21 protein-coding genes are annotated in these 20285 nt (G+C 72.7%); 8 read left to right on the top strand and 13 right to left on the bottom strand.

What is annotated here, in order from left to right:
• Positions 1-98: 98 nt before the first annotated feature.
• The gene (locus tag ACZ6B1_RS14190; protein ID WP_468778030.1) at positions 99-1052 is read right to left on the bottom strand and encodes an ROK family protein; all 954 of its coding nucleotides are present in this window, start codon (positions 1050-1052) and stop codon (positions 99-101) included.
• A gap of 213 nt (positions 1053-1265) precedes the next feature.
• On the opposite strand from ACZ6B1_RS14190, the gene ACZ6B1_RS14185 reads away from it, so the two are divergent.
• The gene (locus ACZ6B1_RS14185) at positions 1266-2315 is read left to right on the top strand and encodes a LacI family DNA-binding transcriptional regulator (protein WP_468778028.1); all 1050 of its coding nucleotides are present in this window, start codon (positions 1266-1268) and stop codon (positions 2313-2315) included.
• Positions 2316-2363: 48 nt separating this feature from the next.
• On the opposite strand, the gene ACZ6B1_RS14180 is transcribed toward ACZ6B1_RS14185, so the two are convergent.
• From ACZ6B1_RS14180 to ACZ6B1_RS14160, 5 genes are all read right to left on the bottom strand, one after another.
• Positions 2364-3662: a DUF6986 family protein gene (locus ACZ6B1_RS14180; protein WP_468778027.1), complete on the bottom strand. Its 1299-nt coding sequence runs from the start codon at positions 3660-3662 to the stop codon at positions 2364-2366.
• A 181-nt stretch (positions 3663-3843) separates the two neighbouring features.
• Positions 3844-4806, bottom strand: coding sequence for an electron transfer flavoprotein subunit alpha/FixB family protein (locus ACZ6B1_RS14175; protein WP_468778026.1), 963 nt, complete (start codon positions 4804-4806; stop codon positions 3844-3846).
• A gap of 54 nt (positions 4807-4860) precedes the next feature.
• Positions 4861-5646, bottom strand: a complete 786-nt coding sequence (locus ACZ6B1_RS14170; RefSeq protein ID WP_468778025.1) for an electron transfer flavoprotein subunit beta/FixA family protein — start codon at positions 5644-5646, stop codon at positions 4861-4863.
• A 218-nt stretch (positions 5647-5864) separates the two neighbouring features.
• Positions 5865-6374, bottom strand: coding sequence for a flavin reductase family protein (locus tag ACZ6B1_RS14165; protein WP_468778024.1), 510 nt, complete (start codon positions 6372-6374; stop codon positions 5865-5867).
• Positions 6375-6581: 207 nt separating this feature from the next.
• Positions 6582-6995, bottom strand: coding sequence for a TlpA family protein disulfide reductase (locus ACZ6B1_RS14160; protein ID WP_468778558.1), 414 nt, complete (start codon positions 6993-6995; stop codon positions 6582-6584).
• Between the two features lie 75 nt (positions 6996-7070).
• Here ACZ6B1_RS14160 and ACZ6B1_RS14155 point away from each other — a divergent pair, with 75 nt between their 5' ends.
• Positions 7071-7484 (top strand): DUF4395 domain-containing protein, encoded by a 414-nt coding sequence (locus ACZ6B1_RS14155; protein ID WP_468778023.1) that lies wholly within the window; start codon positions 7071-7073, stop codon positions 7482-7484.
• Positions 7485-7633: 149 nt separating this feature from the next.
• Positions 7634-8362 carry a lysophospholipid acyltransferase family protein gene (locus tag ACZ6B1_RS14150; RefSeq protein ID WP_468778022.1) on the top strand — a complete coding sequence of 243 codons (729 nt, stop codon included), beginning with the start codon at positions 7634-7636 and terminating at the stop codon, positions 8360-8362.
• Between the two features lie 28 nt (positions 8363-8390).
• Here ACZ6B1_RS14150 and ACZ6B1_RS14145 read toward each other — a convergent pair whose 3' ends face one another.
• The 4 genes from ACZ6B1_RS14145 to ACZ6B1_RS14130 all read right to left on the bottom strand — a co-directional run bounded on the left by ACZ6B1_RS14145 (position 8391) and on the right by ACZ6B1_RS14130 (position 12345).
• Positions 8391-9014 carry a transglutaminase domain-containing protein gene (locus tag ACZ6B1_RS14145; RefSeq protein WP_468778021.1) on the bottom strand — a complete coding sequence of 208 codons (624 nt, stop codon included), beginning with the start codon at positions 9012-9014 and terminating at the stop codon, positions 8391-8393.
• A 78-nt stretch (positions 9015-9092) separates the two neighbouring features.
• Entirely contained in the window at positions 9093-10163 is a 1071-nt protein-coding gene (locus ACZ6B1_RS14140; RefSeq protein ID WP_468778020.1) for a threonine aldolase family protein, read from the bottom strand.
• A complete protein-coding gene (locus tag ACZ6B1_RS14135; RefSeq protein WP_468778019.1) occupies positions 10160-10909 on the bottom strand; it encodes an SDR family NAD(P)-dependent oxidoreductase in 750 nt (249 codons plus the stop codon). The genes ACZ6B1_RS14140 and ACZ6B1_RS14135 overlap by 4 nt, the downstream gene beginning before the upstream one ends.
• A gap of 38 nt (positions 10910-10947) precedes the next feature.
• Positions 10948-12345, bottom strand: a complete 1398-nt coding sequence (locus ACZ6B1_RS14130; RefSeq protein ID WP_468778018.1) for a DUF6421 family protein — start codon at positions 12343-12345, stop codon at positions 10948-10950.
• Positions 12346-12749: 404 nt separating this feature from the next.
• Between ACZ6B1_RS14130 and ACZ6B1_RS14125 the strand changes: the two genes are divergently transcribed.
• Positions 12750-13433 (top strand): glycerophosphodiester phosphodiesterase, encoded by a 684-nt coding sequence (locus tag ACZ6B1_RS14125; RefSeq protein WP_468778017.1) that lies wholly within the window; start codon positions 12750-12752, stop codon positions 13431-13433.
• 27 nt (positions 13434-13460) lie between these two features.
• Here ACZ6B1_RS14125 and ACZ6B1_RS14120 read toward each other — a convergent pair whose 3' ends face one another.
• Positions 13461-14000 (bottom strand): GNAT family N-acetyltransferase, encoded by a 540-nt coding sequence (locus tag ACZ6B1_RS14120; protein WP_468778016.1) that lies wholly within the window; start codon positions 13998-14000, stop codon positions 13461-13463.
• 70 nt (positions 14001-14070) lie between these two features.
• Between ACZ6B1_RS14120 and ACZ6B1_RS14115 the strand changes: the two genes are divergently transcribed.
• Positions 14071-14463 (top strand): VOC family protein, encoded by a 393-nt coding sequence (locus ACZ6B1_RS14115; RefSeq protein ID WP_468778015.1) that lies wholly within the window; start codon positions 14071-14073, stop codon positions 14461-14463.
• A 511-nt stretch (positions 14464-14974) separates the two neighbouring features.
• Entirely contained in the window at positions 14975-15739 is a 765-nt protein-coding gene (locus ACZ6B1_RS14110) for a VOC family protein (RefSeq protein ID WP_468778014.1), read from the top strand.
• Between the two features lie 18 nt (positions 15740-15757).
• On the opposite strand, the gene ACZ6B1_RS14105 is transcribed toward ACZ6B1_RS14110, so the two are convergent.
• Positions 15758-16219 carry a MarR family winged helix-turn-helix transcriptional regulator gene (locus tag ACZ6B1_RS14105; RefSeq protein ID WP_468778013.1) on the bottom strand — a complete coding sequence of 154 codons (462 nt, stop codon included), beginning with the start codon at positions 16217-16219 and terminating at the stop codon, positions 15758-15760.
• Between the two features lie 608 nt (positions 16220-16827).
• Positions 16828-18492 (bottom strand): FUSC family protein, encoded by a 1665-nt coding sequence (locus ACZ6B1_RS14100; RefSeq protein WP_468778012.1) that lies wholly within the window; start codon positions 18490-18492, stop codon positions 16828-16830.
• 165 nt (positions 18493-18657) lie between these two features.
• Between ACZ6B1_RS14100 and ACZ6B1_RS14095 the strand changes: the two genes are divergently transcribed.
• Together ACZ6B1_RS14095 and ACZ6B1_RS14090 are read left to right on the top strand one after the other, a co-directional pair.
• Entirely contained in the window at positions 18658-19209 is a 552-nt protein-coding gene (locus tag ACZ6B1_RS14095; RefSeq protein WP_468778011.1) for a DUF5134 domain-containing protein, read from the top strand.
• A gap of 128 nt (positions 19210-19337) precedes the next feature.
• Positions 19338-20273, top strand: a complete 936-nt coding sequence (locus tag ACZ6B1_RS14090) for a M56 family metallopeptidase (RefSeq protein WP_468778010.1) — start codon at positions 19338-19340, stop codon at positions 20271-20273.
• Positions 20274-20285 lie beyond the last annotated feature (12 nt).

The following is a 20285-nucleotide window of genomic DNA, read 5'->3' as shown; positions in this document are numbered from 1 at the left end:
GCCGAACCCTCCGGAGGGTCACGCGGATGACGCGGATTCGCCCCCGACGGACCGGCGGCGGCCCGGCACCGGGGCCGTGAACGCCGTCGTCCGGACGCTCAGACCCCCGCCGCCGTCGCGTCCGGACGGCGGGACAGGGCGGCCGCGGCGGCGCCCACCAGTCCGGCGTCCGTGCCCATCTGGGCCGGGCTGACCGTCAGCCGCCGGACGAACGAGAGGGTCGCGTAGTCGGTGAGCGCCTTGCGCAGAGGCGTGAAGAGGATGTCACCGGCCTTGCCGACGCCCCCGCCGATCACGGCGATGTCGATCTCCACCAGGGTCGCGGTGGCCGCGATCCCGGCGGCCAGGGCCTGCGCGGCCCGCTCGAAGGAGGCCACGGCCACCGGATCGCCGGCACGGGCCGCGGCGGCCACCGCCGCGGCGGAGGCGTCCCCGTCGGGGCCCGGCCGCCAGCCACGCTCCAGGGCCCGGCGGGCGATGTTGGGGCCGCTGGCGATGCGCTCGACGCAGCCGCGGGCGCCGCACGGGCACGGGTCGCCGTCGAGGTCGACGCTGATGTGCCCGATGTGCCCGGCGTTGCCGGTCGGACCCGGATGCAGCCGGCCGCCCAGCACCAGGCCGCCGCCGACGCCCGTCGAGACCACCATGCACAGCGCGTTGTCGTGGCCGCGGGCGGCCCCCTGCCAGTGCTCCGCCGCGGTGATGGCCACCCCGTCGCCGATCAGCTCCACCGGCAGCCCGCCGGTGGCCGCGCGCACCCGATCGACCAGCGGGAAGTCACGCCAGCCCGGAACGTTCACCGGGCTCACGGTGCCCGCCGAGGCGTCCACCGGACCCGCGCTGCCGATGCCGACCGAGCCGGCCCGTCCCCACAGAGGTGAGCCGGTGAGATCGCCGAGCACTCCCTCGACGGCCCGCATGACCGTTTCTCCGTCCTGCCGGGCGGGGGTCGCGCGCTGGGCACGGGCCTGGATCCGTCCGTGACCGTCCACCAGCGCGCCGGCGATCTTGGTGCCGCCGATGTCGAGGGCCGCCACGAGGTCGGTGTACATCAGAGTCAGATCTCCCCGTTGATGCTCGAAAACCAAACAGACGCGGCCGGTCAGGCGGTGGGGGCGCAGGCCGGAGACAGCGATGAACAGTCTCTCGTGCATCTGACAACGTTGTCCAGGCTCTATGCTCGACGCCACATCCTCATACGAATCTTCGAACGCCGCAGACGCCCTTCCCGGAAATCCACGGACACAGGAACAGGACACCGCATCGTGCCCGAGACCACCCGCCGCGCAGACCGCCTCACCGGGAACCGTTACGGCAACCGCCCGACGATGAAGGACGTGGCGGCCCGGGCCGGGGTGGGCCTGAAGACGGTGTCCCGGGTGGTCAACGGCGAGCCCGGGGTCACCCCGGACACCGAACGCCGGGTGCAGGAGGCGATCGAGGCACTCGGCTTCCGCCGCAACGACAGCGCGCGGGTGCTGCGCAAGGGCCGGACCGCCAGCATCGGCCTGATCCTGGAGGATCTCGCGGACCCCTTCTACGGCCCCCTCAGCCGCGCGGTCGAGGAGGTGGCCCGCGCCCACGGCGCCCTGCTGATCAACGGCTCCAGCGCGGAGGACCCGGAGCGTGAGCAGGAATTGGCGCTGGCGCTGTGCGCGCGGCGGGTGGACGGCCTGGTGATCATTCCGGCCGGCGACGACCACCGCTATCTGGAGCCGGAGCTGCGGGCGGGCGTGGCCACCGTGTTCGTGGACCGGCCCGCCGGGAAGATCGACGCCGACGTCGTCCTGTCCGACAACCACGGGGGCGCCCGTGACGGCGTGGCCCATCTGATCGCGCACGGCCACCGCCGGATCGGCTTCATCGGCGACATGCCCCGCATCCACACCGCGGCGGAGCGGCTGCGCGGCTACCGGGCCGCCATGGAGGACGCCGGGATACCGGTCGAGGACGCCTGGATGTCCCTCGGCGCGACGGATCCGGAGCGGGTGCGCCGGGCGGCCGAGGAGATGCTCTCCGGCCCCTCCCCCGTCACCGCGATCTTCACCGGCAACAACCGCGTGACGGTCACCGTGATCCGGGTCCTCGCCGGCCGGCCCCGTCCGGTCGCCCTCGTCGGCTTCGACGACATCGAACTGGCCGACCTGCTCCAGCCGGGCGTCACGGTCGTCGCCCAGGACGCGGCCGCGCTCGGCCGGACCGCCGCCGAGCGCCTCTTCCGCCAGCTGGACGGCACCCTCGTCGCGCCGGAGCGCATCGAGCTGCCGACCCGGCTGATCACCCGCGGCTCGGGCGAGCTGCCGCCCGCCGGCTGAGCCGCACGCGCGGCTCGGCCGGCGCGGGGCCCCGTCATGCGGCTCCCGTCATGTGGCGGAGGCCGTCAGGTCGCCGCGGCGGGGTGCCGCGAAGCCCTCCAGGTCGGCGCGGGTCAGTCCGCTCAGCCGGGCCACCTCGGCGATGTCGAGGGCCCCGCAGTCCAGGCCGCGCAGCAGATAGCCGCTGAGGGCCTTGGCGGTGGCCGGCTCGTCCATGACGTCGCCGCCGGCCCGGTTGGCGTAGCGAGCGAGGCGGCCCGCGGCCTGCTCGAAGCCCTCGCGGTAGAACGCGAAGACGGCGGCGTAACGGGTCGGGATGTGGCCGGGGTGCATGTCCCAGCCCTGGTAGTAGGCGCGGGCCAGGGCGCGGCGGGTGAGGCCGTAGTGCAGGCGCCAGGCGTCGTGGACCTTCTCGGCCGGGCCGACCGGGAGGACGTTGGTGGAGCCGTCCGAGACACGCACGCCGGTGCCCGCGGCCGCGACCTGCATCACCGCCTTGGCGTGGTCGGCGGCGGGGTGGTCGCTCGCCTGGTGGGCGGCGGAGACTCCGAGGCAGGCGCTGTAGTCGAAGGTGCCGTAGTGCAGTCCGGTGGCGCGGCCCCCGGCGGCCTGGATCATCCGGGCGACGGTGGCGGTGCCGTCGGCGCCGAGGATGGCCTGGCTGGTCTCGATCTGGATCTCGAAGCCGAGCCGGCCGGCCGCCAGTCCGTGGGCCTTCTCGAAGGCCTCCAGCAGCCGTGCGAACGCGCCGACCTGCTCGGCGTACGTCACCTTCGGCAGGGTCAGCACGAGGCCGCCGGGAAGTCCGCCGGCCTCCATCAGCCCGGTGAGGAAGACGTCGAGGGTGCGGATGCCCCGGTCGCGCACCGCGGCCTCCATGCACTTCATGCGGATGCCCATGTACGGGGCCGCCGTGCCGTCGCGGTACGCCTCGGCGATCAGACGGGCCGCGCGCGCGGCGGCCCCGTCCTCCTCGGCGTCCGGGCGGGGGCCGTAGCCGTCCTCGAAGTCGACGCGCAGGTCCTCCACCGGCTCGCGCTCCAGCTTGGCGCGGACGCGGGAGTACACCGGCTCGGCGAGGTCGTCGGACAGGCCCAGCACCGCGGCGAAGGAGGCGGCGTCGGGGGCGTGTTCGTCGAGCGCCGCGAGGGCCCTCGCGCCCCACGAGCGGATGGTGCCGCCGTCGAAGACGTCACCGGGTACGTACACCGTGTGGACGGGCTGCCGGGTGCCGGGGTCGCCCGGGTAGCGGCGCGCCAGCTCCGCGTCGACCGGCGCGAGGGAGGCGCTGATCTCCTCGCTGACGGCACCCGCGAGGCTCGTGGCCACCTTCTCCTGCTGACCCATCCCACACCCTCCAATTTTCCGCTCTACGGAATCAACAATCCGTTGAACGAAGTTATCCGGGGTGCTTCCCGCCGGTCAACACCCCCGCGAGGCCGGCCGGCACCGGTCCGGCTGTGTCCAGCATGCGCCGAGGCCCCCGTGACCGGCGCGGTCACGGGGGCCTCGTGGAGCGAGGGGGAACTCAGCCCTTGCGGGCCTTGACCTCGTCGGTCAGCTGCGGGACGACGTCGAAGAGGTCGCCGACCACGCCGTAGTCGACCAGGTCGAAGATCGGGGCCTCGGCGTCCTTGTTGACGGCCACGATCGTCTTCGAGGTCTGCATGCCGGCGCGGTGCTGGATCGCACCGGAGATGCCGTTGGCGATGTAGAGCTGCGGCGAGACCGACTTGCCGGTCTGGCCGACCTGGTTGGTGTGCGGGTACCAGCCCGCGTCCACCGCGGCGCGCGAGGCGCCGACGGCCGCACCGAGGGAGTCGGCGAGCGCCTCGATGATCGAGAAGTTCTCGGCGCCGTTGACGCCACGCCCACCGGAGACCACGATCGCGGCCTCGGTCAGCTCCGGGCGGCCCGTCGACTCACGCGGCGTACGGCCGGTGACCTTGGTGCCGGTGGCCTTCTCGGAGAAGGACACGCTCAGGGCCTCGACCGCGCCGGCGGCCGGGGCGGCCTCCACGGCGGCCGAGTTCGGCTTGACCGTGATGACCGGGGTGCCCTTGCTGACACGGGACCTGGTGGTGAAGGACGCGGCGAACACCGACTGGGTGGCCACCGGGCCCTCGTCGCCGGCCTCGAGGTCGACGGCGTCGGTGATGATGCCGGAGCCGATGCGCAGCGCCAGACGGGCGGCGATCTCCTTGCCCTCGGCGGAGGACGGGACCAGCACGGCGGCCGGGGAGACGGCCTCGTGGGCGGCCTGCAGGGCGTCCACCTTCGGCACGACCAGGTAGTCGGCGTACTCGGACGCGTCGTGGGTGAGGACCTTCACCGCGCCGTGCTCGGCGAGCGTGGCGGCGGTGTCGGCGGCCCCGTTGCCCAGCGCGACGGCGACGGGCTCGCCGATACGGCGGGCCAGGGTCAGCAGCTCGAGGGTCGGCTTGCGGACGGCACCGTCCACGTGGTCGACGTAGACGAGGACTTCAGCCATGGGATTGCTCTCCTGCGTAACGAAGTTGAGGGGCGGTCAGCGGGGCGCGAGCCCTTAGATGAACTTCTGGCTCGCGAGGAACTCGGCGAGCTGCTTGCCGCCCTCGCCCTCGTCCTTGACGATGGTGCCGGCCGTGCGGGCCGGACGCTCGGCCACGGCCTCGACCTTGGTCCAGGCACCCTCCAGACCGACTTCCTCGGCCTCGATGTCCAGGTCGGACAGGTCCCAGGACTCCACCGGCTTCTTCTTGGCCGCCATGATGCCCTTGAAGGACGGGTAGCGCGCCTCGCCCGACTGGTCGGTGACGGACACGACGGCCGGCAGGGAGGCCTCGAGCTGCTCGCTGGCGGCGTCGCCGTCGCGGCGGCCCTTGACCGTGCCGTCCTCGACCGAGACCTCGGAGAGCAGGGTGACCTGCGGGACGCCGAGACGCTCGGCGACCAGCGCCGGTACGACACCCATGGTGCCGTCGGTGGAGGCCATGCCGGAGATCACCAGGTCGTAACCGGCCTTCTCGATGGCCTTGGCCAGCACCAGCGAGGTGCCGATGGCGTCGGTGCCGTGCAGGTCGTCGTCCTCGACGTGGATGGCCTTGTCGGCACCCATCGACAGGGCCTTGCGGAGCGCGTCCTTGGCGTCCTCGGGGCCGATGGTCAGCACGGTGACCTCGGCGTCGTCCGCGTCCTCCGCGATCTGCAGCGCCTGCTCGACCGCGTACTCGTCCAGCTCGGAGAGCAGACCGTCAACGTCGTCGCGGTCGACGGTCAGGTCATCGGCGAAGTGCCGGTCGCCAGTGGCGTCGGGCACGTACTTCACAGTGACAACGATCCTCAAGCTCACGCCGGCTCTCCTACTGCATCGTCATTTCCGGGCTGCCTCTTGGAGGCAGCATAGGCGCCTCAAGCGGCCGATTCCGGTCGGGGCGTCCGCGCGCTCCGACCGAAATATTACTCGTCAGTACACCCAGTTCCTGCCCGCTAAGCAAGCGCTTTGAACTGTGACCTTCGCAACGCAGCGTAACCGGAATTCGACGTCGCCGCAGGACCGCGGCGGTGTGCTCAATCCCGCAAACCGTTGAAGCGGCCCTGGTGGTAGAGGAGCGGGCGGCCGGCGCCCGTGGAGTCACCGAGGACCACCTCGGCCAGCACGATCCGGTGGTCGCCGGCCGGGACCCGGCCGACCACGCGGCAGACCAGCCAGGCGAGCACGTCGTCGAGCACGGGTACGCCCTCCGGGCCCTCGCGCCAGGCCGTGGGCGCGCCGAACCGGTCGGCCCCGCTGCGGGCGAAGGTGGCCGCCAGGTCGCTCTGGTGCTCACCGAGTATGTGGATGCCGACGTGCTCGGACGTCGCCACGGCGGGCCAGCTCGAGGCGCCGGTGCCGATGCCGAAGGAGACGAGCGGCGGCTCGGCGGAGACGGAGGTGAGGGAGGTGGCGGTGAAGCCGACCGGTCCCGCGGCACCACGCGCGGTGATCACCGCCACACCGGCGGCGTGCCTGCGGAAGGTGGAGCGCAGCAGATCGGGAGAGGCGAGCTGATAGGCGCCGAGTTCAGGAGTGGCCGTCACGGAGTCGTCCTTCTGCGAGGGGGTTCGGGCAGGGCCTGGGCTGGTCAACAGCCCGGACAGCGCGCGCTCGCGGTGCGGGCCAGGTCGATGTGGACCCGCCCGAAGAGAAGGGGTTCGGTCGGCACAGGGTCAGGCTGACGACAGATGGCACACACAGTCAAGTTCGGTCCGCGATCCGGGAGAAGGCTCACCCGGCCTCAGGGCGCCTCACACCGCCTCCCCGAGTGCCGCGATCACATCGGCCCTGCGCGGCTGCCCGGCGGCGCGCCGGACCACTCGCCCCTCGGCGTCCAGCACCAGGACGGTTGGCGTCTTGAGGATGTCCAGCGCCCGTACGAGGTCCAGGCGGGCCTCGGCGTCGATCTCGACGTGGGTGACGCCCGGCACCATCTCCGCGACCTCGCCGAGGACGCGCCGGGTCGCCCGACAGGGGGCGCAGAAGGCGCTGGAGAACTGCACCAGCGTTGCCCGCGCGCCGAGTTCGCCGCCCAGTTCAGCCGCACCGAGCCGTCTGCCGTCGTCCCGCCCGCGCACCCGTACTCTCCCGCTCCGCCGCCTGTGCAGCACTCCGTAGGCGCTCGCCACGACGAGCACCGCCACGCACACCATCAGTCCGGTCATCATCGGCACAAGCGTTCACGAGACCGCAAAGATTCCCGCCTCCCGGTGGGACCGCCGTTGCGGAATGCTTCGTTCATGGACATCGACGCGAGAGGTCCGCGCTTCGGTGCGGCCGTGACGACCGTGGTGCTGGCCGTGGCGCTGATCACGCGAAGCCCCTGGATACTGGCCTGGCAGACCGTGGCGTTCACGCTCGGGGCGGCCGCCGGGGTCGGACGGTCGCCGTACGGCGTGCTGTTCCGGACGCTGGTGCGGCCGCGGCTCGGGCCGCCGGCGGAGTTCGAGGCGCCCGAACCGCCGCGGTTCGCACAGGCCGTGGGGCTGGTCTTCGCGGGGCTCGGTCTGGTGGGCCTCACGGTGGGCCCCGCCTGGCTGGGGCTCGGGGCGACCGGGGCGGCGCTCGCGGCGGCCTTCCTCAACGCCGCGTTCGGCCACTGCCTGGGGTGCGAGATGTACCTGCTGCTGAAGAGGGTGACGGTACGTCCGTAGTGACGAGGATCTCGCCGTGTCCGGGCACCAGGACTGGCTGTCCGTCCGTTCTTCGGGCACGATCTGCGAGACGCCGTAAACCTACGGCTGCGTAACTTTCCCGCCGGGAGCCCCTTTCCCGAGCAGAGCAGAAAGGGCCCACCCCGCCCATGGCAGAGCTGGTCTACCGTCCCGTCATCGGTTTCGCCAAGACGCTGTTCAAGGCCTGGGACCTGAAGATCGACTGCCAGGGGTCGGAGAACATCCCGCGCTCGGGCGGTGCGGTGCTGGTGAGCAATCACATCAGCTACCTGGACTTCATCTTCAACGGCCTGGCCGCCCTGCCGCAGAAGCGCCTGGTGCGTTTCATGGCGAAGGAGTCCGTGTTCCGGCACAAGGTGTCCGGCCCGCTGATGCGCGGGATGAAGCACATCCCGGTGGACCGCGGGCAGGGTGAGGCGGCGTACGAGCACGCCCTGGACTCGCTGCGCTCGGGAGAGGTCATCGGGGTGTTCCCGGAGGCCACGATCTCGCAGTCGTTCACGCTGAAGAGCTTCAAGTCGGGCGCCGCCCGCCTCGCCCAGGAAGCGGGCGTGCCGCTCGTCCCGATGGCGGTGTGGGGCACCCAGCGGCTGTGGACCAAGGGGCAGCCGCGCAACTTCCGGCGCAGCCACACCCCGATCACCATCCGGGTCGGCGAGCCGGTCGAGGCTCCGCGCGACCAGTACGCGGGCGCCATCACCCGCCGTCTGCGCGAGCGCGTGCAGGAGCTGCTGGAAGCCGCCCAGCGCGCCTACCCCGCGCGCCCCAAGGGCTCCGAGGACTCCTGGTGGATGCCGGCCCACCTGGGCGGTTCGGCGCCGACGCTGGAGCAGCTGCGGGCGGCCGAGGCACTCTGACCCGTCGCGGCCCGAACGTCCGCGGCACTCAGAAGAGTTCACTACGGGCCGTGTCGTCCTGAAGGCTGTCGGGCAGTGTGCGCCACAGGTGCGGCCGGTCCGTGGCCGCCTTCAGCGCGGCGACGACGGCCGGATGGGGTTCGGCGTACAGGACCGGGTAGTCCATCTCGTGGGACGCGGGGTCCGGGATCCAGGCCAGCCGCTCGCCGTTCAGGGAGAACCGGGCGTCCACACCGGGCTTGTTGCCGCGCGGGTCCTGCCGGTGCCAGGCGCCGTGGAAGCGCACGGCCACCAGGCCGTGCAGGACATGGCCGCCGCCGTCGTCGTGCGTCAGCCGCTGGTAGCACAGCGCCGTCGGAATGTCCTCGGCGCGCAGCAGGGCCGCGAGGGCGTGTGCCTTGGCGTGGCAGATGCCCGTGCGCAGCGCCAGCACGTCGGAGGCGCGCCAGGTCACGCGCGGGTCGTCCGCGTCGGCGGAGTGCGGGACGGTGTCGCGTACGAACTCATACGCGACCTGTGCATAGGCATACGAGTCCGCGACATCCTCGGCGATACGGGCGGCCGTCGCCCGCACGACCGGATGGTGATGGTCGATGACCTCGTCAGCAGCCAGGTAGGCGGAGAGGTCGGGGGTGTCCTGGATCAGCTCCATGCCCGCAGAGCATAGGTATGCGATCACCCGACAGTCAATGACTTTTCAGGTGACCGCATACCTATGCATAAATGGAGGCTAGCGCGCCATCTCCTCCTTGAGCGCGGCCACGAAGAGGTCGACGTCCTCCTCCGTGGTGTCGAAGGAGCACATCCAGCGCACATCGCCGGCGGCCTCGTCCCAGAAGTAGAAGCGGAACCGCTTCTGCAGGCGCACGCTCACCTCGTGCGGCAGCCTGGCGAAGACGCCGTTGGCCTGCACCGGGTAGAGGATCTCCACTCCGTGGACTGCCCGGACGCCCTCGGCCAGCCGCTGGGCCATCTCGTTGGCGTGGCGGGCGTTGCGCAGCCACAGGTCCTTGGCGAGCAGCGCCTCGAGCTGCACCGACACGAAGCGCATCTTGGAGGCGAGCTGCATGCTCATCTTCCGGATGTGCTTCATGTGCGAGACCGCGTCCTGGTTGATGACCACGACCGCCTCGCCGAACAGGGCGCCGTTCTTCGTGCCGCCCAGCGAGAGGATGTCCACGCCGACCGCGTTGGTGAAGGTCCGCATCGGCACGTCGAGGGACGCGGCGGCGTTGGCTATCCGGGAACCGTCCAGGTGCACCTTCATGCCGTGCGCGTGGGCGTGCTCGCAGATCGCGCGGATCTCGCCCGGGGTGTAGAGCGTGCCCAGCTCCGTGCTCTGGGTGATCGACACGACCTGCGGCATGGCACGGTGCTCGTCCTCCCAGCCGAAGGCCTGCCGGTCGATCAGCTCGGGCGTGAGCTTGCCGTCGGGCGTGGGCACGGTGAGCAGCTTCAGACCGCCCATGCGCTCGGGGGCGCCGCCCTCGTCGACGTTGATGTGCGCGCTCTCGGCGCAGATCACCGCGCCCCAGCGGTCGGTGACCGCCTGGAGCGCGACGACGTTCGCGCCGGTGCCGTTGAAGACCGGGAAGGCCTCCGCCGTGGGGCCGAAGTGGCCGCGGACGATCCGCTGGAGGTTCTCGGTGTAGTCGTCCTCGCCGTACGCCACCTGGTGGCCGCCGTTGGCCAGAGCGACGGCGGCGAGCACCTCCGGGTGGACTCCGGCGTAGTTGTCACTGGCGAAACCGCGGACCTCGGGGTCGTGATGACGACGCGCGTCGGTCCTGGGAGGGTTCACGGCTTCTCGGTCAGCCACAGACGGTTTCCGTTCACTTCGGCGGCGGACTTGCTCCAGACGCCCTCGATGGCCTCGGCCAGGTCCTTGACGTCCGTGAAGCCCGCGAACTTCGCGTTGGGGCGTTCGGCGCGCATCGCGTCGTGCACCAGCGCCTTCACGACCAGGATGGCAGCAGCCGAGCGCGGCCCCGCCTCGCCCCCCGCCTTGCGGAAGCCGTCCGCCATGGCGAGCGTCCAGGCCTCCGCCGCCGCCTTGGCGGCGGAGTACGCCGCGTTGCCGGCGGTGGGCTTCGACGCGCCGGCGGCGCTGATCAGCAGGTAGCGGCCGCGGTCGCTGCGCTGCAGGACGTCGTAGAACGCCAGGGAGGTGTTCTGGACCGTGCGGACCAGCAGCTTCTCCAGCAGGTCCCAGTCGGCGAGGTCGGTCTCGGCGAAGGTGGCGCTGCCGCGCCAGCCGCCGACGAGGTGGACCAGGCCGTCGATGCGGCCGAACTCCTTCTCGGTGCGGTCGGCCCAGGCGCTGGTGGAGTCCAGGTCGAGCAGGTCGACCGTCTCACCCGTGACCGTGGCGCCGCCGCCCGCGTAGCGGGCCGCGTCCACGGCCTCCGCCAGGCGCTCGGGATTGTTGTCGGCGCCGACGACGATCGCGCCCGCCTCGGCGAGCCGGACCAGCGCGGCGTGCCCGGCGGGTCCGCCCGCACCGGCCACCGCGATCACCGCACCACTGAGAGACCCGTTCCCCACCATGTTCTTCCCCTTATGAGCAGTGTCGTTCGGGCGGTCGCTCACGCGGCGGCCCGCTCGGCGCCGTCCGCGGTGATGCCCTTGGTGGAGGCGATCACGTGCTTCAGCTTCTTGGACAGGGCCTCATAGAACATGCTCAGCGGAAACTCGTCCGGAAGCACGTCGTCGACGAGCTTGCGCGGCGGCTGGGTCAGGTCCAGGGCGTCCGGGCCCTTGGCCCACTTGGAGCCCGGGTGCGGGGCCAGGTAGGTGGAGACCAGCTCGTAGCCGGCGAACCAGTGCACCAGCTTGGGGCGGTCGATGCCGTCCTTGTACAGCTTCTCGATCTCGGCGCAGAGCTGGTTGGTGACCTGCGGGGCGCGCTCCCAGTCGATGGAGAGCTTGTTGTCGGTCCAGCGGAGGACGTCGTGCTTGTGCAGGTAGGCGAAGAGGAGCTGGCCGCCGAGGCCGTCGTAGTTGCGGTTGCGGTCGCCGGTGACCGGGAAGCGGAACATCCGGTCGAAGAGCACCGCGTACTGCACGTCACGGGCCTGCGGGACGCCGTCCGCCTCGAGCTTCACGGCCTCCTTGAAGGCGGTGAGGTCGCAGCGCAGCTCCTCCAGGCCGTACATCCAGAACGGCTGGCGCTGCTTGATCATGAACGGGTCGAACGGCAGGTCGCCGTGGCTGTGGGTGCGGTCGTGGACCATGTCCCAGAGCACGAAGGCCTCTTCGCAGCGCTTCTGGTCGTGGACCATCGCGGCGATGTCCTCGGGCAGCTTCAGGCCCAGGATGTCGACGGAGGCGTCGGTCACCCGGCGGAAGCGCGCGGCCTCGCGGTCGCAGAAGATGCCGCCCCAGGAGAATCGTTCCGGCGCCTCGCGCACTGCGATGGTCTCCGGGAAGAGAACGGCGGAGTTGGTGTCGTAGCCGGCCGTGAAGTCCTCGAACTTGATGCCGCAGAAGAGCGGGTTGTCGTACCGGGTGCGCTCCAGTTCGGCCAGCCAGTCCGGCCAGACCATGCGCAGCACGACCGCCTCGAGGTTGCGGTCGGGGTTGCCGTTCTGGGTGTACATCGGGAAGACGACCAGGTGCTGCAGGCCGTCCGCCCGGCCCGCCGCGGGCTGGAACGCCAGCAGGGAGTCCAGGAAGTCCGGTACCGGGAAGCCTTCCTCCGCCCAGCGGCGCAGGTCCTTGACGAGCGCCTCGTGGTAGGCCGCGTCGTGCGGGAGCAGCGGGGAGAGCTGCTCGACCGACTCGACGACACGGCGCACTGCGGTCTCGGCGTCTGCACGCTCCGGGGCGGCCTCAGCCTCGAAGTCGATCGATCCGTCCTTGGACTGCCATGGCCGGATCTGCTCCACGGCATCCTTGAGCACGGGCCAGGCCGGGTGCTCAACCACCCTGGTCAGCGAAGGAACCTGCCCCTCCGTAGCCGCCTGCACAAGAATTTCCGTCATATCCCATCCTCCACGGGAGAACCTCGCGTGTGCACACCGTACGCATACCCCGTTTCTCCCAGCAAGAGGCAGCTCGGGAAATTATTCTGCGCAACACCATGGTCACCGCTGTTTTTCCTGTTCGAAACCGTGACGGCGGTCACTTTCGTTGAGGGCTGCGGCATCGTGCGACCCGCGTCCACCGCTCGGATCCGGACGGTCAACTCCCGGAGGACGCGCCCACGCCCGGGTGACGGCGGGGGCAGATACGAGCCAGTCGCCGCACGCCCCCCACTCCGATCCCCGGCGCAGGCGCGGGTTCATCGCGGGACCCGGCCGTTAGGCTGCGACTCTGCCGCGTGGACAGCGAGGCCCTTCGGGTCCACGGGCGCGCCGAGCCGCCGTCGACGGAAGCGAGTTGAACCTTGAACTTCCTTACCATCGGTCACCGCGGGGTCATGGGTGTGGAGCCCGAGAACACCCTTCGTTCCTTCGTCGCCGCGCAACAGGCCGGCCTCGACCTGATCGAACTCGATCTGCACCTGAGCAAGGACGGCGCCCTGGTCGTCATGCACGACGCCGAGGTGGACCGCACGACCGACGGCACGGGGCCCATCGCCGAGATGACCCTCGCGGAGCTGCGTGCCCTGGACGCGGGCCGCGGGGAGCGCGTGCCGGTCTTCGAGGAGGTCCTGGACGCCGTGCGGACGCCGTTGCAGGCGGAGATCAAGGACGTGGCGGCGGCCCGGGCGCTGGCGGAGGTCATGCACCGGCGGGACCTGGTCTCACGGGTCGAGGTGTCCTCGTTCCACGACGAGGCCATCGCCGAGATCGCCCGGCTGGTGCCGGGAGTGCGCACCGCGCTCATCGCCAGCCGCTACGGCACCGATGTGGTGGACCGCGCCAGGACGGCGGGGGCCGCGACCGTCTGCCTCAACATCCGGCGGCTGAGCCTGGAGGTCGTGGAGAAGGCGCGGGCGGCCGACCTGAACATCATCGGCTGGGTGGTCAACACGCAGGACCATCTGCGGCTCGTCCGGGCGCTCGGGCTCGACGGGGCGACCACCGACTACCCGGAGATCAAGCGCACCGGCCGCTTCACCGCGTGATCCTGCGCGCCGACTCCCCGGTGGACGTCACACCAGCGGCTTGACCAGCAGCTCGAACCGCAGGTCGTCGCGCTGCGGGATGCCGAAGCGCTCGTCGCCGTACGGGAACGGGGTCGTCTTTCCCGTACGGCGGTAGCCGCGGCGCTCGTACCAGGCGATCAGGTCCTCGCGGACCGAGATCACCGTCATGTGCATCTCGGTGACTCCCCAGGTCGCGTGCGCCTGGCGCTCCGCCTCGGCGATGACGGCCTTGCCGAGGCCCGCGCCCTGGAGGGTGGGGCTGACCGCGAACATGCCGAAGTAGGCGGCGTCGCCGCGGTGCTCGAGCTGGCAGCAGGCGACGATCCGGCCGCCCTGCTCGACGGTCAGCAGCCGGCTGTCGGGCGCCTTGATGACCTCCAGCACGCCCTCGGGATCGGTCCGCTGCCCCTGGAGGATGTCCGCCTCGGTGGTCCATCCGGCCCGGCTGTCGTCGCCCCGGTACGCCGACTCGATCAGCGCGACCAGTGCGTCGACGTCGGCGTCACCGGCGTCGCGGAACGTCAGTGCGGTGGCGGCGGTTTCCATGGGGCGGTCTCCGATCTCGGGCGCTGCTGAAGCAGGGACGAGGGTAACCCTGCCACTAAGCTCCGGATGCATGGTGCATGTACTCAGCAGCCGGACACTTCTGCGCCCCGCCGACCCCGAACGATCCCGCGCCTTCTACGGGGAGCAACTCGGTCTGGCCGTCTACCGCGAGTTCGGCACGGGCCCCGAGCGCGGGACCGTGTACTTCCTCGGCGGCGGATTCCTGGAGGTCTCGGGGCGCTCCGGGACCCCGGCTCCGCCGGAGGTGCGGCTGTGGATGCAGGTGGCGGACGTGGCCGCGGCGCACGGGGAACTGCTGGCCAAGGGCGTCGAGATCGTGCGGCCCCCGGTGAAGGAGCCGTGGGGCCTGGTCGAGATGTGGATCGCCGACCCGGACGGCACCCCGATCGTGCTGGTGGAGATCCCCGCGGACCATCCGCTGCGGTACCGGCCGGGGATCTGAGATCCAGGCCTTCCCGCCCGCTGTGAGCAGATGGCCGCCGACCCCGAGCAGCGAGGGCACGGACTCGGTCCGCCGCAGCGCGCGCAGCAGCAGTTCCCGGTCCCGGGGGTCGTCGAGCCGCCCGGAGATGTCGCCATCAGCCAGGCGGCGCCCTCCACGCCGTACTGGCCGTGCGCGGTGAGGCCCGCGGCGGTGAACTCGGCGGGCACGTCCGCGGGTTGGTGGAAGTAGGCCGTGGTGAACAGCGACTTCGCCCCGGCGACGGGCCGCATCCGGCCGTCCCGGGCGCGTCCATGCCCCCGCCCTGGCCGACCGCCGTCGGGGGCGGCAAGCGAATTGCACCGCCGCCGGGCTCGGGCGGGGACGAGCGGTTCGCGCGCCGTGGGTCCTCCGGGGCCCGCTCCGATGGCCGCTGTCAGTGGTGGGGACTAGCTTCGAGAGGAGATCCCGTCCGCGGCCCCGTGGCAGGGCCCGCGGGCGGGCCGGGAGCGGGTACGGGGAAGGAACCGCCATGAAGTTCGACAAGCCGGTGATCGGCGGCCCCTGCTGGACCGAACTGGGGACCAGCGATCTGGAGGGCGCCAAGCGGTTCTACACGGAGTTGTTCGGCTGGCGGCCGGAGACGGACCCGCGGCAGGAGGCGGGCGGGTACACCGTGGCGCACCTGGGGGACGCCGCGGTGGCCGCGCTCAGCCCGGTGTACCAGGAGACCCAGCCGGTCGCCTGGAACGTCTCGTTCGCGGTGGCGGACGCGGACGACGCGGCACGGCGGGTGGCGGAGGCGGGCGGGACGGTGGTCCTCGGCCCGATGGACGTCTTCGACGTGGGCCGCTTCGCGGTGGCCCTGGATCCGACGGGTGCGGCGTTCCAGCTCTGGCAGGCGCGGAGCTTCCAGGGCGCGGGGCTGTTCAACGCGCCCGGCACGCTCGGCTGGGTGGAGCTGGCGACCCGCGAGCCCGACCGGGCGCGGGACTTCTACACCACGGTCTTCGGCTGGAGCGTCAACGCCTCGCGGTGGTACACGCAGTGGGGCCTCGGCGGGGAGGACTTCGGCGGGATGGCCGACATGGGCGACCGGTTCCCGCCGGAGGTTCCGGCCCACTGGATGCCGTACTTCGCGGTGGCCGACGTGGACGCGACGGCCGAGGTCGCGCGGGAGGCCGGTGGCGACGTCCTCGTGGCGCCCGCGTCGGTGCCGGACGGCCCGCGCATCGCCGTACTGCGGGACCCCCAGGGCGCGGCGTTCGGCGTGCACCGGGCCGGCGAGGAGGGCTGAGCGGCGGGTTCGGCGCGCTCAGGCGCGCGGGGGGCCCATCCGGCCCTCCAGGCGGCTGAGCAGGTCGCCCAGGAGCGCGGCCAGTTCGTCCTGGCCCTCGGGGGCGAGGACGGACAGCACGGCCGTCTCGTAGGCGAGTTGCTCAGGGAGGACGCCGTCCACGAGGTCGCGTCCCGCGTCGGTCAGGCGGAGGTGGGCGACACGGCGGTCGCGGGTGTCGCCGCGCCGCTCGATCAGTCCGCGCTCGGTGAGCTGCTTGAGCCGCTTGGTGACGGCGGCTCCCGAGGAGAAGGTCTCCCGGGCCAGCTCGCTCGGGGTCAGTTCGTGACCGGTGCGGCGCAGCGCACCGAGCAGGTCGAACTCGGGGCGGCTGAGTCCCGCACGGCGCAGCGGGGCGTCCTCTGCCTGCTGGAGGAGGGCGGCGCAGCGGTTGATCCGGCCGATGACCTGCATGGGCCCGGTGTTCAGTTCGGGGTGCACGGCCCGCCACTGCCGGACGACGGAGGCGACCGTGTCACCCTCGCCGCCTCCGGCGTCCCGCGGTCTCGGCCCGGCGTCGCCCTCCCGCCGGTCCCCGGGAGCATGCCCGGCTTCGCTCGCGGCGGGAGGCTCCTGTCCGCCTCCGCCGACGGCGGCCCGACTCCGGTGTCGCTGGCCCGCCTCGCTCGCGGCGGTCCGGCGCTCGCGCCCGGTCCCCTCCGTGTCGGCCCGGCGTTCCCTGTCGGCCTCGCCCCGGCTCGCCTCGCCCCCGCCCGGCTCATCCTCGCTCGGCGGGCGGCCTGCCGCCCGGGCTGCGGCCGTCGATCGCTGCGCGGCAGCGTCCTGCCCGGCATCGGGCGCTCCGCCCGTCCCGGCGCCCGCGGCCGATCTGGCCCGCGCCCCCGGAGCCCCGGCCGCCGGCAGCGGCTCGCTCCCGCCGCCTCCGGAACCCGGCCGACCGGTCTCCGCGGAGGCGGTCGCGCCCATTGGGCCGGGCCCGGCCGTACCGGCGCCACCCGGCTCGGTCCGGCCGCCCGCCGCTGGGGACCCGGCCCCTGTCGGTGTGCCGGACGGAGTGGGCGCGGCCGCGGGCCGTCCGTTCCTCGGGGTCATGACCGTGCGTCCTCCGTCGTCGTGCCCGTGTCCCGCGCCAGCGGGGCGAGCCCCTGGCGTCGTACCGTCGCGGCGAGCGTACGGTGTCCGGACTGCTCGGCCAGCACGACCCGCTCCTCGGGCAGGGCGCGCTGCCACCACTCGCCGGATGCCGCGTCGGCCGTGGCGCGCAGGTCGACCAGGGCGGCGGCCAGGGCGCGCCGGGTGGTCTCCAGGGCGCGGGGCGCCGGGTGCGGCTCGGCGAGCAGCCGCGCGGCGTTCTCGCGTGCGCGTTCCGCGGCGGTCAGCGCGTGGTCCAGGCGGTCGCCGGCGCGCCGGTTGGTGACGGCCACGGCCGCGAGGAAGCCGACCAGTGCGCCGACGAGGGTGTCCGCGACCCGCTCGCCGATGAGCCGTCCGGGGTCCTGGGCACGGGCGAACTCGGTGATGAGCAGTGCCATCGGCGTGACGCACACGGTGCCGAGCCAGTAGTTGCGGCTGATCAGTGCCTCGGCGCCGAAGTTGAAGGCGAGGCAGCTCAGCACCAGGGCCGCCGGGTGGAGGTGCGCCAGGGGTGCCACCGCGGCGAAGACGAGGACGCCGAGGAGGTTGCCGACGACGCGCTGGATGCTCCGGTTCCAGGTGAGGGTGACGTTGGCCTGGTAGAGGGAGGCCGCGGTGACCAGCGCCCAGTAGGGGCGGCCGACTCCGAGGGCCAGGGAGGCGTACCCGGCGAGGGCGCAGCCGATGGCGGTGCGCGCGGCGATGGGTGCGAGCGGGGCGAGCCGGTGCCGCAGCGGGCGGCGCGGGGCGGCGAGTTCGGCGTCCACACCGAGCAGTTCGTCGGCCGACTCGCTCGGGAACTCCACCCGGGGGATCCGGCCGGTGCCCCGCAGTTCGCGGGCCCAGACACGCAGTCGCCCGGGGTCGGTGTCGGCGGGGGCGGCGAGCGCGACCTCGGCACGCACGAGGAGCCGTTCGAGAGCTCGCCGGGTGCGGTCGGGCCGGGTGCCGCCGGCCAGCAGGGACTGCCAGGCGGTGTGCACGGCCGCGGCGGTGGCGGCGCGGGCCCCGACATGGCCCTCGGCGGTGCCGCCCGTCTCGGCGTACGCGGCGGCCGCGGTCAGGGCCTGCGCGGTGGCCCGGCGCTCGGGGCCGTGCGGGCGCAGCAGCCCGGGCGCCATGCCGACCAGCCAGGCCCAGACGCCCGCGAGCAGGGCCAGTCCGACGTGTCCCGGCACCTGGCCGAGGCTCTGCGGCACAAAGAGGGAGGCGGAGCTGATGAAGGTGAGGATCACGTTTCCCGGCGGCCCGATGCGGGTGACGTCGCAGACCGCCTTCTGCGCGGCCGCCATGAGGGCGCCCACGGCGACCAGGACGACCGCGCTGGTGGTGAGCGAGGCCGCGACCAGGGCGAGGGCGAGGCCGCCGACCATGCCGAGCACCACCCAGGCGAGGACCCGGGCCCGGGCGGCGTAGGGCCGGTTGTGGCCGTAGAGCGCGCAGAGCGAGCCGGCCATCGAGTACACCGCCAGATCGAGGCGGCCGAGGGCCAGCAGGATCAGATTGGGCGGAGCGGTGGCGACGACCACGCTGAGCGCGGGCTTGAACCAGATGTCGGAGGGCCGCCCGAGGCGGAGCACGCCGGCGAGAGGGAGACGGAATCGGGTCGCACTGCTCATACCTATTAATTTAGCATGTGTTTTATCAGTAAAACATCCGCCTCCTCCGCGCGCTCACCTGCTGTGCTCCGGCGAACGCTCCCCGCGTACACCCTTGCGCTTGCGTGCGCGCCGCGTGCCGTGGGCATCGCATCCATCGACCGACCGTCGAGCGGGGGGGTACGCGTGCACGGACCGGGTTCGCCGGCCTGGCTGCTGGTCGCGCTGTGCGCGGCCACCGGCGCCTACTGCCTGCTGCGGATGCGCAGCGGTGTCGAGGAGCAGCGCCGGGCCGCGGGCGGCGAGGCGCTGATGGGGTTCGGCATGGCCGCGATGGCCGTGCCCGCCACGGTGTTCACCCCGCCGGGGTGGGCCTGGCCGATGTACGCGGCCGTGTTCGCGGCGGCCGCGCTGCGGGCCCTGTGGGCCGCGCGCACCGGACCGCACCATCTGCACCATCTGGTGGGGACGGCGGCGATGGTCTACATGTCCCTGGCGATGGCGGTCTCCCCCGCCTCGCACCACCACGCGCGCACCGGTGCCGGAATGCCGCTGGTGACGGGCGCGCTCCTGCTCTACTTCACCGGCTACGTGCTGCTGGCGGGCGCCCGTCTGGTGCCCGCGGCCGTCCCGGCGGGCGCCCGGGCGGGGGTGCGCTGGGGCGACCGTCCGGAGCTGGCGCGGGCGTGCCGGCTGTCGATGGGCATCGGCATGGTCGCCATGCTGCTGGCGATGTGAGCCGCCCGGCGGCACGGAGGGCGTGACGGCCCGAGCCGCTCGGCGGCATCGAGGACGGGAGCGTCGACTGCGTCACTTCGGCTCCGAGGACCGGCCGTGGGCGGCCGCGCGCTCATAGGGTGCTGACCATGATGGTCCCCGTGGCCCTGTTGCTGCTCGGCGCTCTGACCGCCGTCGTCGGCCCGCGGCTGCTCGCCCGGGCGGACTGGCCGGACCGGGAGCCGGTGGTCGCCCTGTGGGCGTGGCAGTGCGTGGTGGCGGCCGTACTGCTGTGCTGCGCGCTGTCGATGACGCTCAGCGCGGCCGGGGCCTGGCAGGCGGTACGCGGCCATGTGTTCGGTACGGCACCGCGCGCGGTGGTGGACGCGTACGCCCTCGGCACGGCCGGCCCCTGGGCGGCGCCGATCGCGGTGACGCTGGCCTGCGGCGGACTGTGGAGCCTGGCGATGCTCGTGCGCCAGGTCGTACGGGTCCGCTCGCGGCGGCGTGTGCGCCGGAGGGAACTTCTCCTGCGGGCCCCGCTGTTGCCCGGCGAGGAGCCGGCGGGCGGCCGGCTGGTGATGCTCGAGGGCGAGCGGCCCGACGCCTGGTGGCTGTCCGGCACGGCGCCCCGGCTCGTGGTCACCACGGCCGCTCTCACCCGGCTGAAGGGGCGTCAGCTGGACGCCCTCCTCGCCCATGAGGAGGGGCACGCCCAGGCCAGGCACGACTGGCTGCTGCACTGCTCGACGGCGCTGGCGGACGGTTTCCCGCAGGTGCCGGTCTTCGCCGCGTTCCGCGACGAGATGCACCGGCTGGTCGAGTTGGCGGCCGACGACATGGCCTCCCGACGCTTCGGCCGGCTGACGACAGCGCTGGCCCTGGTCGGCCTCAACGAGGACCGGGGCGTGTTCGGGCCCTGCCCGACTCCGCAGGCGCACGTGCCGCAGCGTGTGCACCGGCTGCTCACCCCCCGGGAACGCCTCCCGGCCCTGCACCGGCTGCGCCTGACCGCGGCGGCGGCCCTGGTGCCGGTGATCCCGGTCCTGGTGGCATTCGTACCGGGCCTGCGAGCACTGGGCTAGGACCATCGGGCC

The sequence above is a fragment of the Streptomyces sp. NPDC041129 genome (assembly GCF_055592265.1).
This window is presented reverse-complemented; position numbering and strand designations above follow the sequence as displayed.

Excerpts from the sequence above, each read along its gene's own strand:
- ACZ6B1_RS14190 (WP_468778030.1), bottom strand. The coding sequence starts at position 1,052 with ATGTACACCGACCTCGTGGCGGCCCTCGACATCGGCGGCACCAAGATC.
- ACZ6B1_RS14180 (WP_468778027.1), bottom strand. The coding sequence starts at position 3,662 with ATGGGTCAGCAGGAGAAGGTGGCCACGAGCCTCGCGGGTGCCGTCAGC.
- ACZ6B1_RS14175 (WP_468778026.1), bottom strand. The coding sequence starts at position 4,806 with ATGGCTGAAGTCCTCGTCTACGTCGACCACGTGGACGGTGCCGTCCGC.
- ACZ6B1_RS14160 (WP_468778558.1), bottom strand. The coding sequence starts at position 6,995 with ATGACCGGACTGATGGTGTGCGTGGCGGTGCTCGTCGTGGCGAGCGCC.
- ACZ6B1_RS14155 (WP_468778023.1), top strand. The coding sequence starts at position 7,071 with ATGGACATCGACGCGAGAGGTCCGCGCTTCGGTGCGGCCGTGACGACC.
- ACZ6B1_RS14150 (WP_468778022.1), top strand. The coding sequence starts at position 7,634 with ATGGCAGAGCTGGTCTACCGTCCCGTCATCGGTTTCGCCAAGACGCTG.
- ACZ6B1_RS14145 (WP_468778021.1), bottom strand. The coding sequence starts at position 9,014 with ATGGAGCTGATCCAGGACACCCCCGACCTCTCCGCCTACCTGGCTGCT.
- ACZ6B1_RS14135 (WP_468778019.1), bottom strand. The coding sequence starts at position 10,909 with ATGGTGGGGAACGGGTCTCTCAGTGGTGCGGTGATCGCGGTGGCCGGT.
- ACZ6B1_RS14130 (WP_468778018.1), bottom strand. The coding sequence starts at position 12,345 with ATGACGGAAATTCTTGTGCAGGCGGCTACGGAGGGGCAGGTTCCTTCG.
- ACZ6B1_RS14120 (WP_468778016.1), bottom strand. The coding sequence starts at position 14,000 with ATGGAAACCGCCGCCACCGCACTGACGTTCCGCGACGCCGGTGACGCC.
- ACZ6B1_RS14115 (WP_468778015.1), top strand. The coding sequence starts at position 14,071 with ATGGTGCATGTACTCAGCAGCCGGACACTTCTGCGCCCCGCCGACCCC.
- ACZ6B1_RS14110 (WP_468778014.1), top strand. The coding sequence starts at position 14,975 with ATGAAGTTCGACAAGCCGGTGATCGGCGGCCCCTGCTGGACCGAACTG.
- ACZ6B1_RS14100 (WP_468778012.1), bottom strand. The coding sequence starts at position 18,492 with ATGAGCAGTGCGACCCGATTCCGTCTCCCTCTCGCCGGCGTGCTCCGC.
- ACZ6B1_RS14090 (WP_468778010.1), top strand. The coding sequence starts at position 19,338 with ATGATGGTCCCCGTGGCCCTGTTGCTGCTCGGCGCTCTGACCGCCGTC.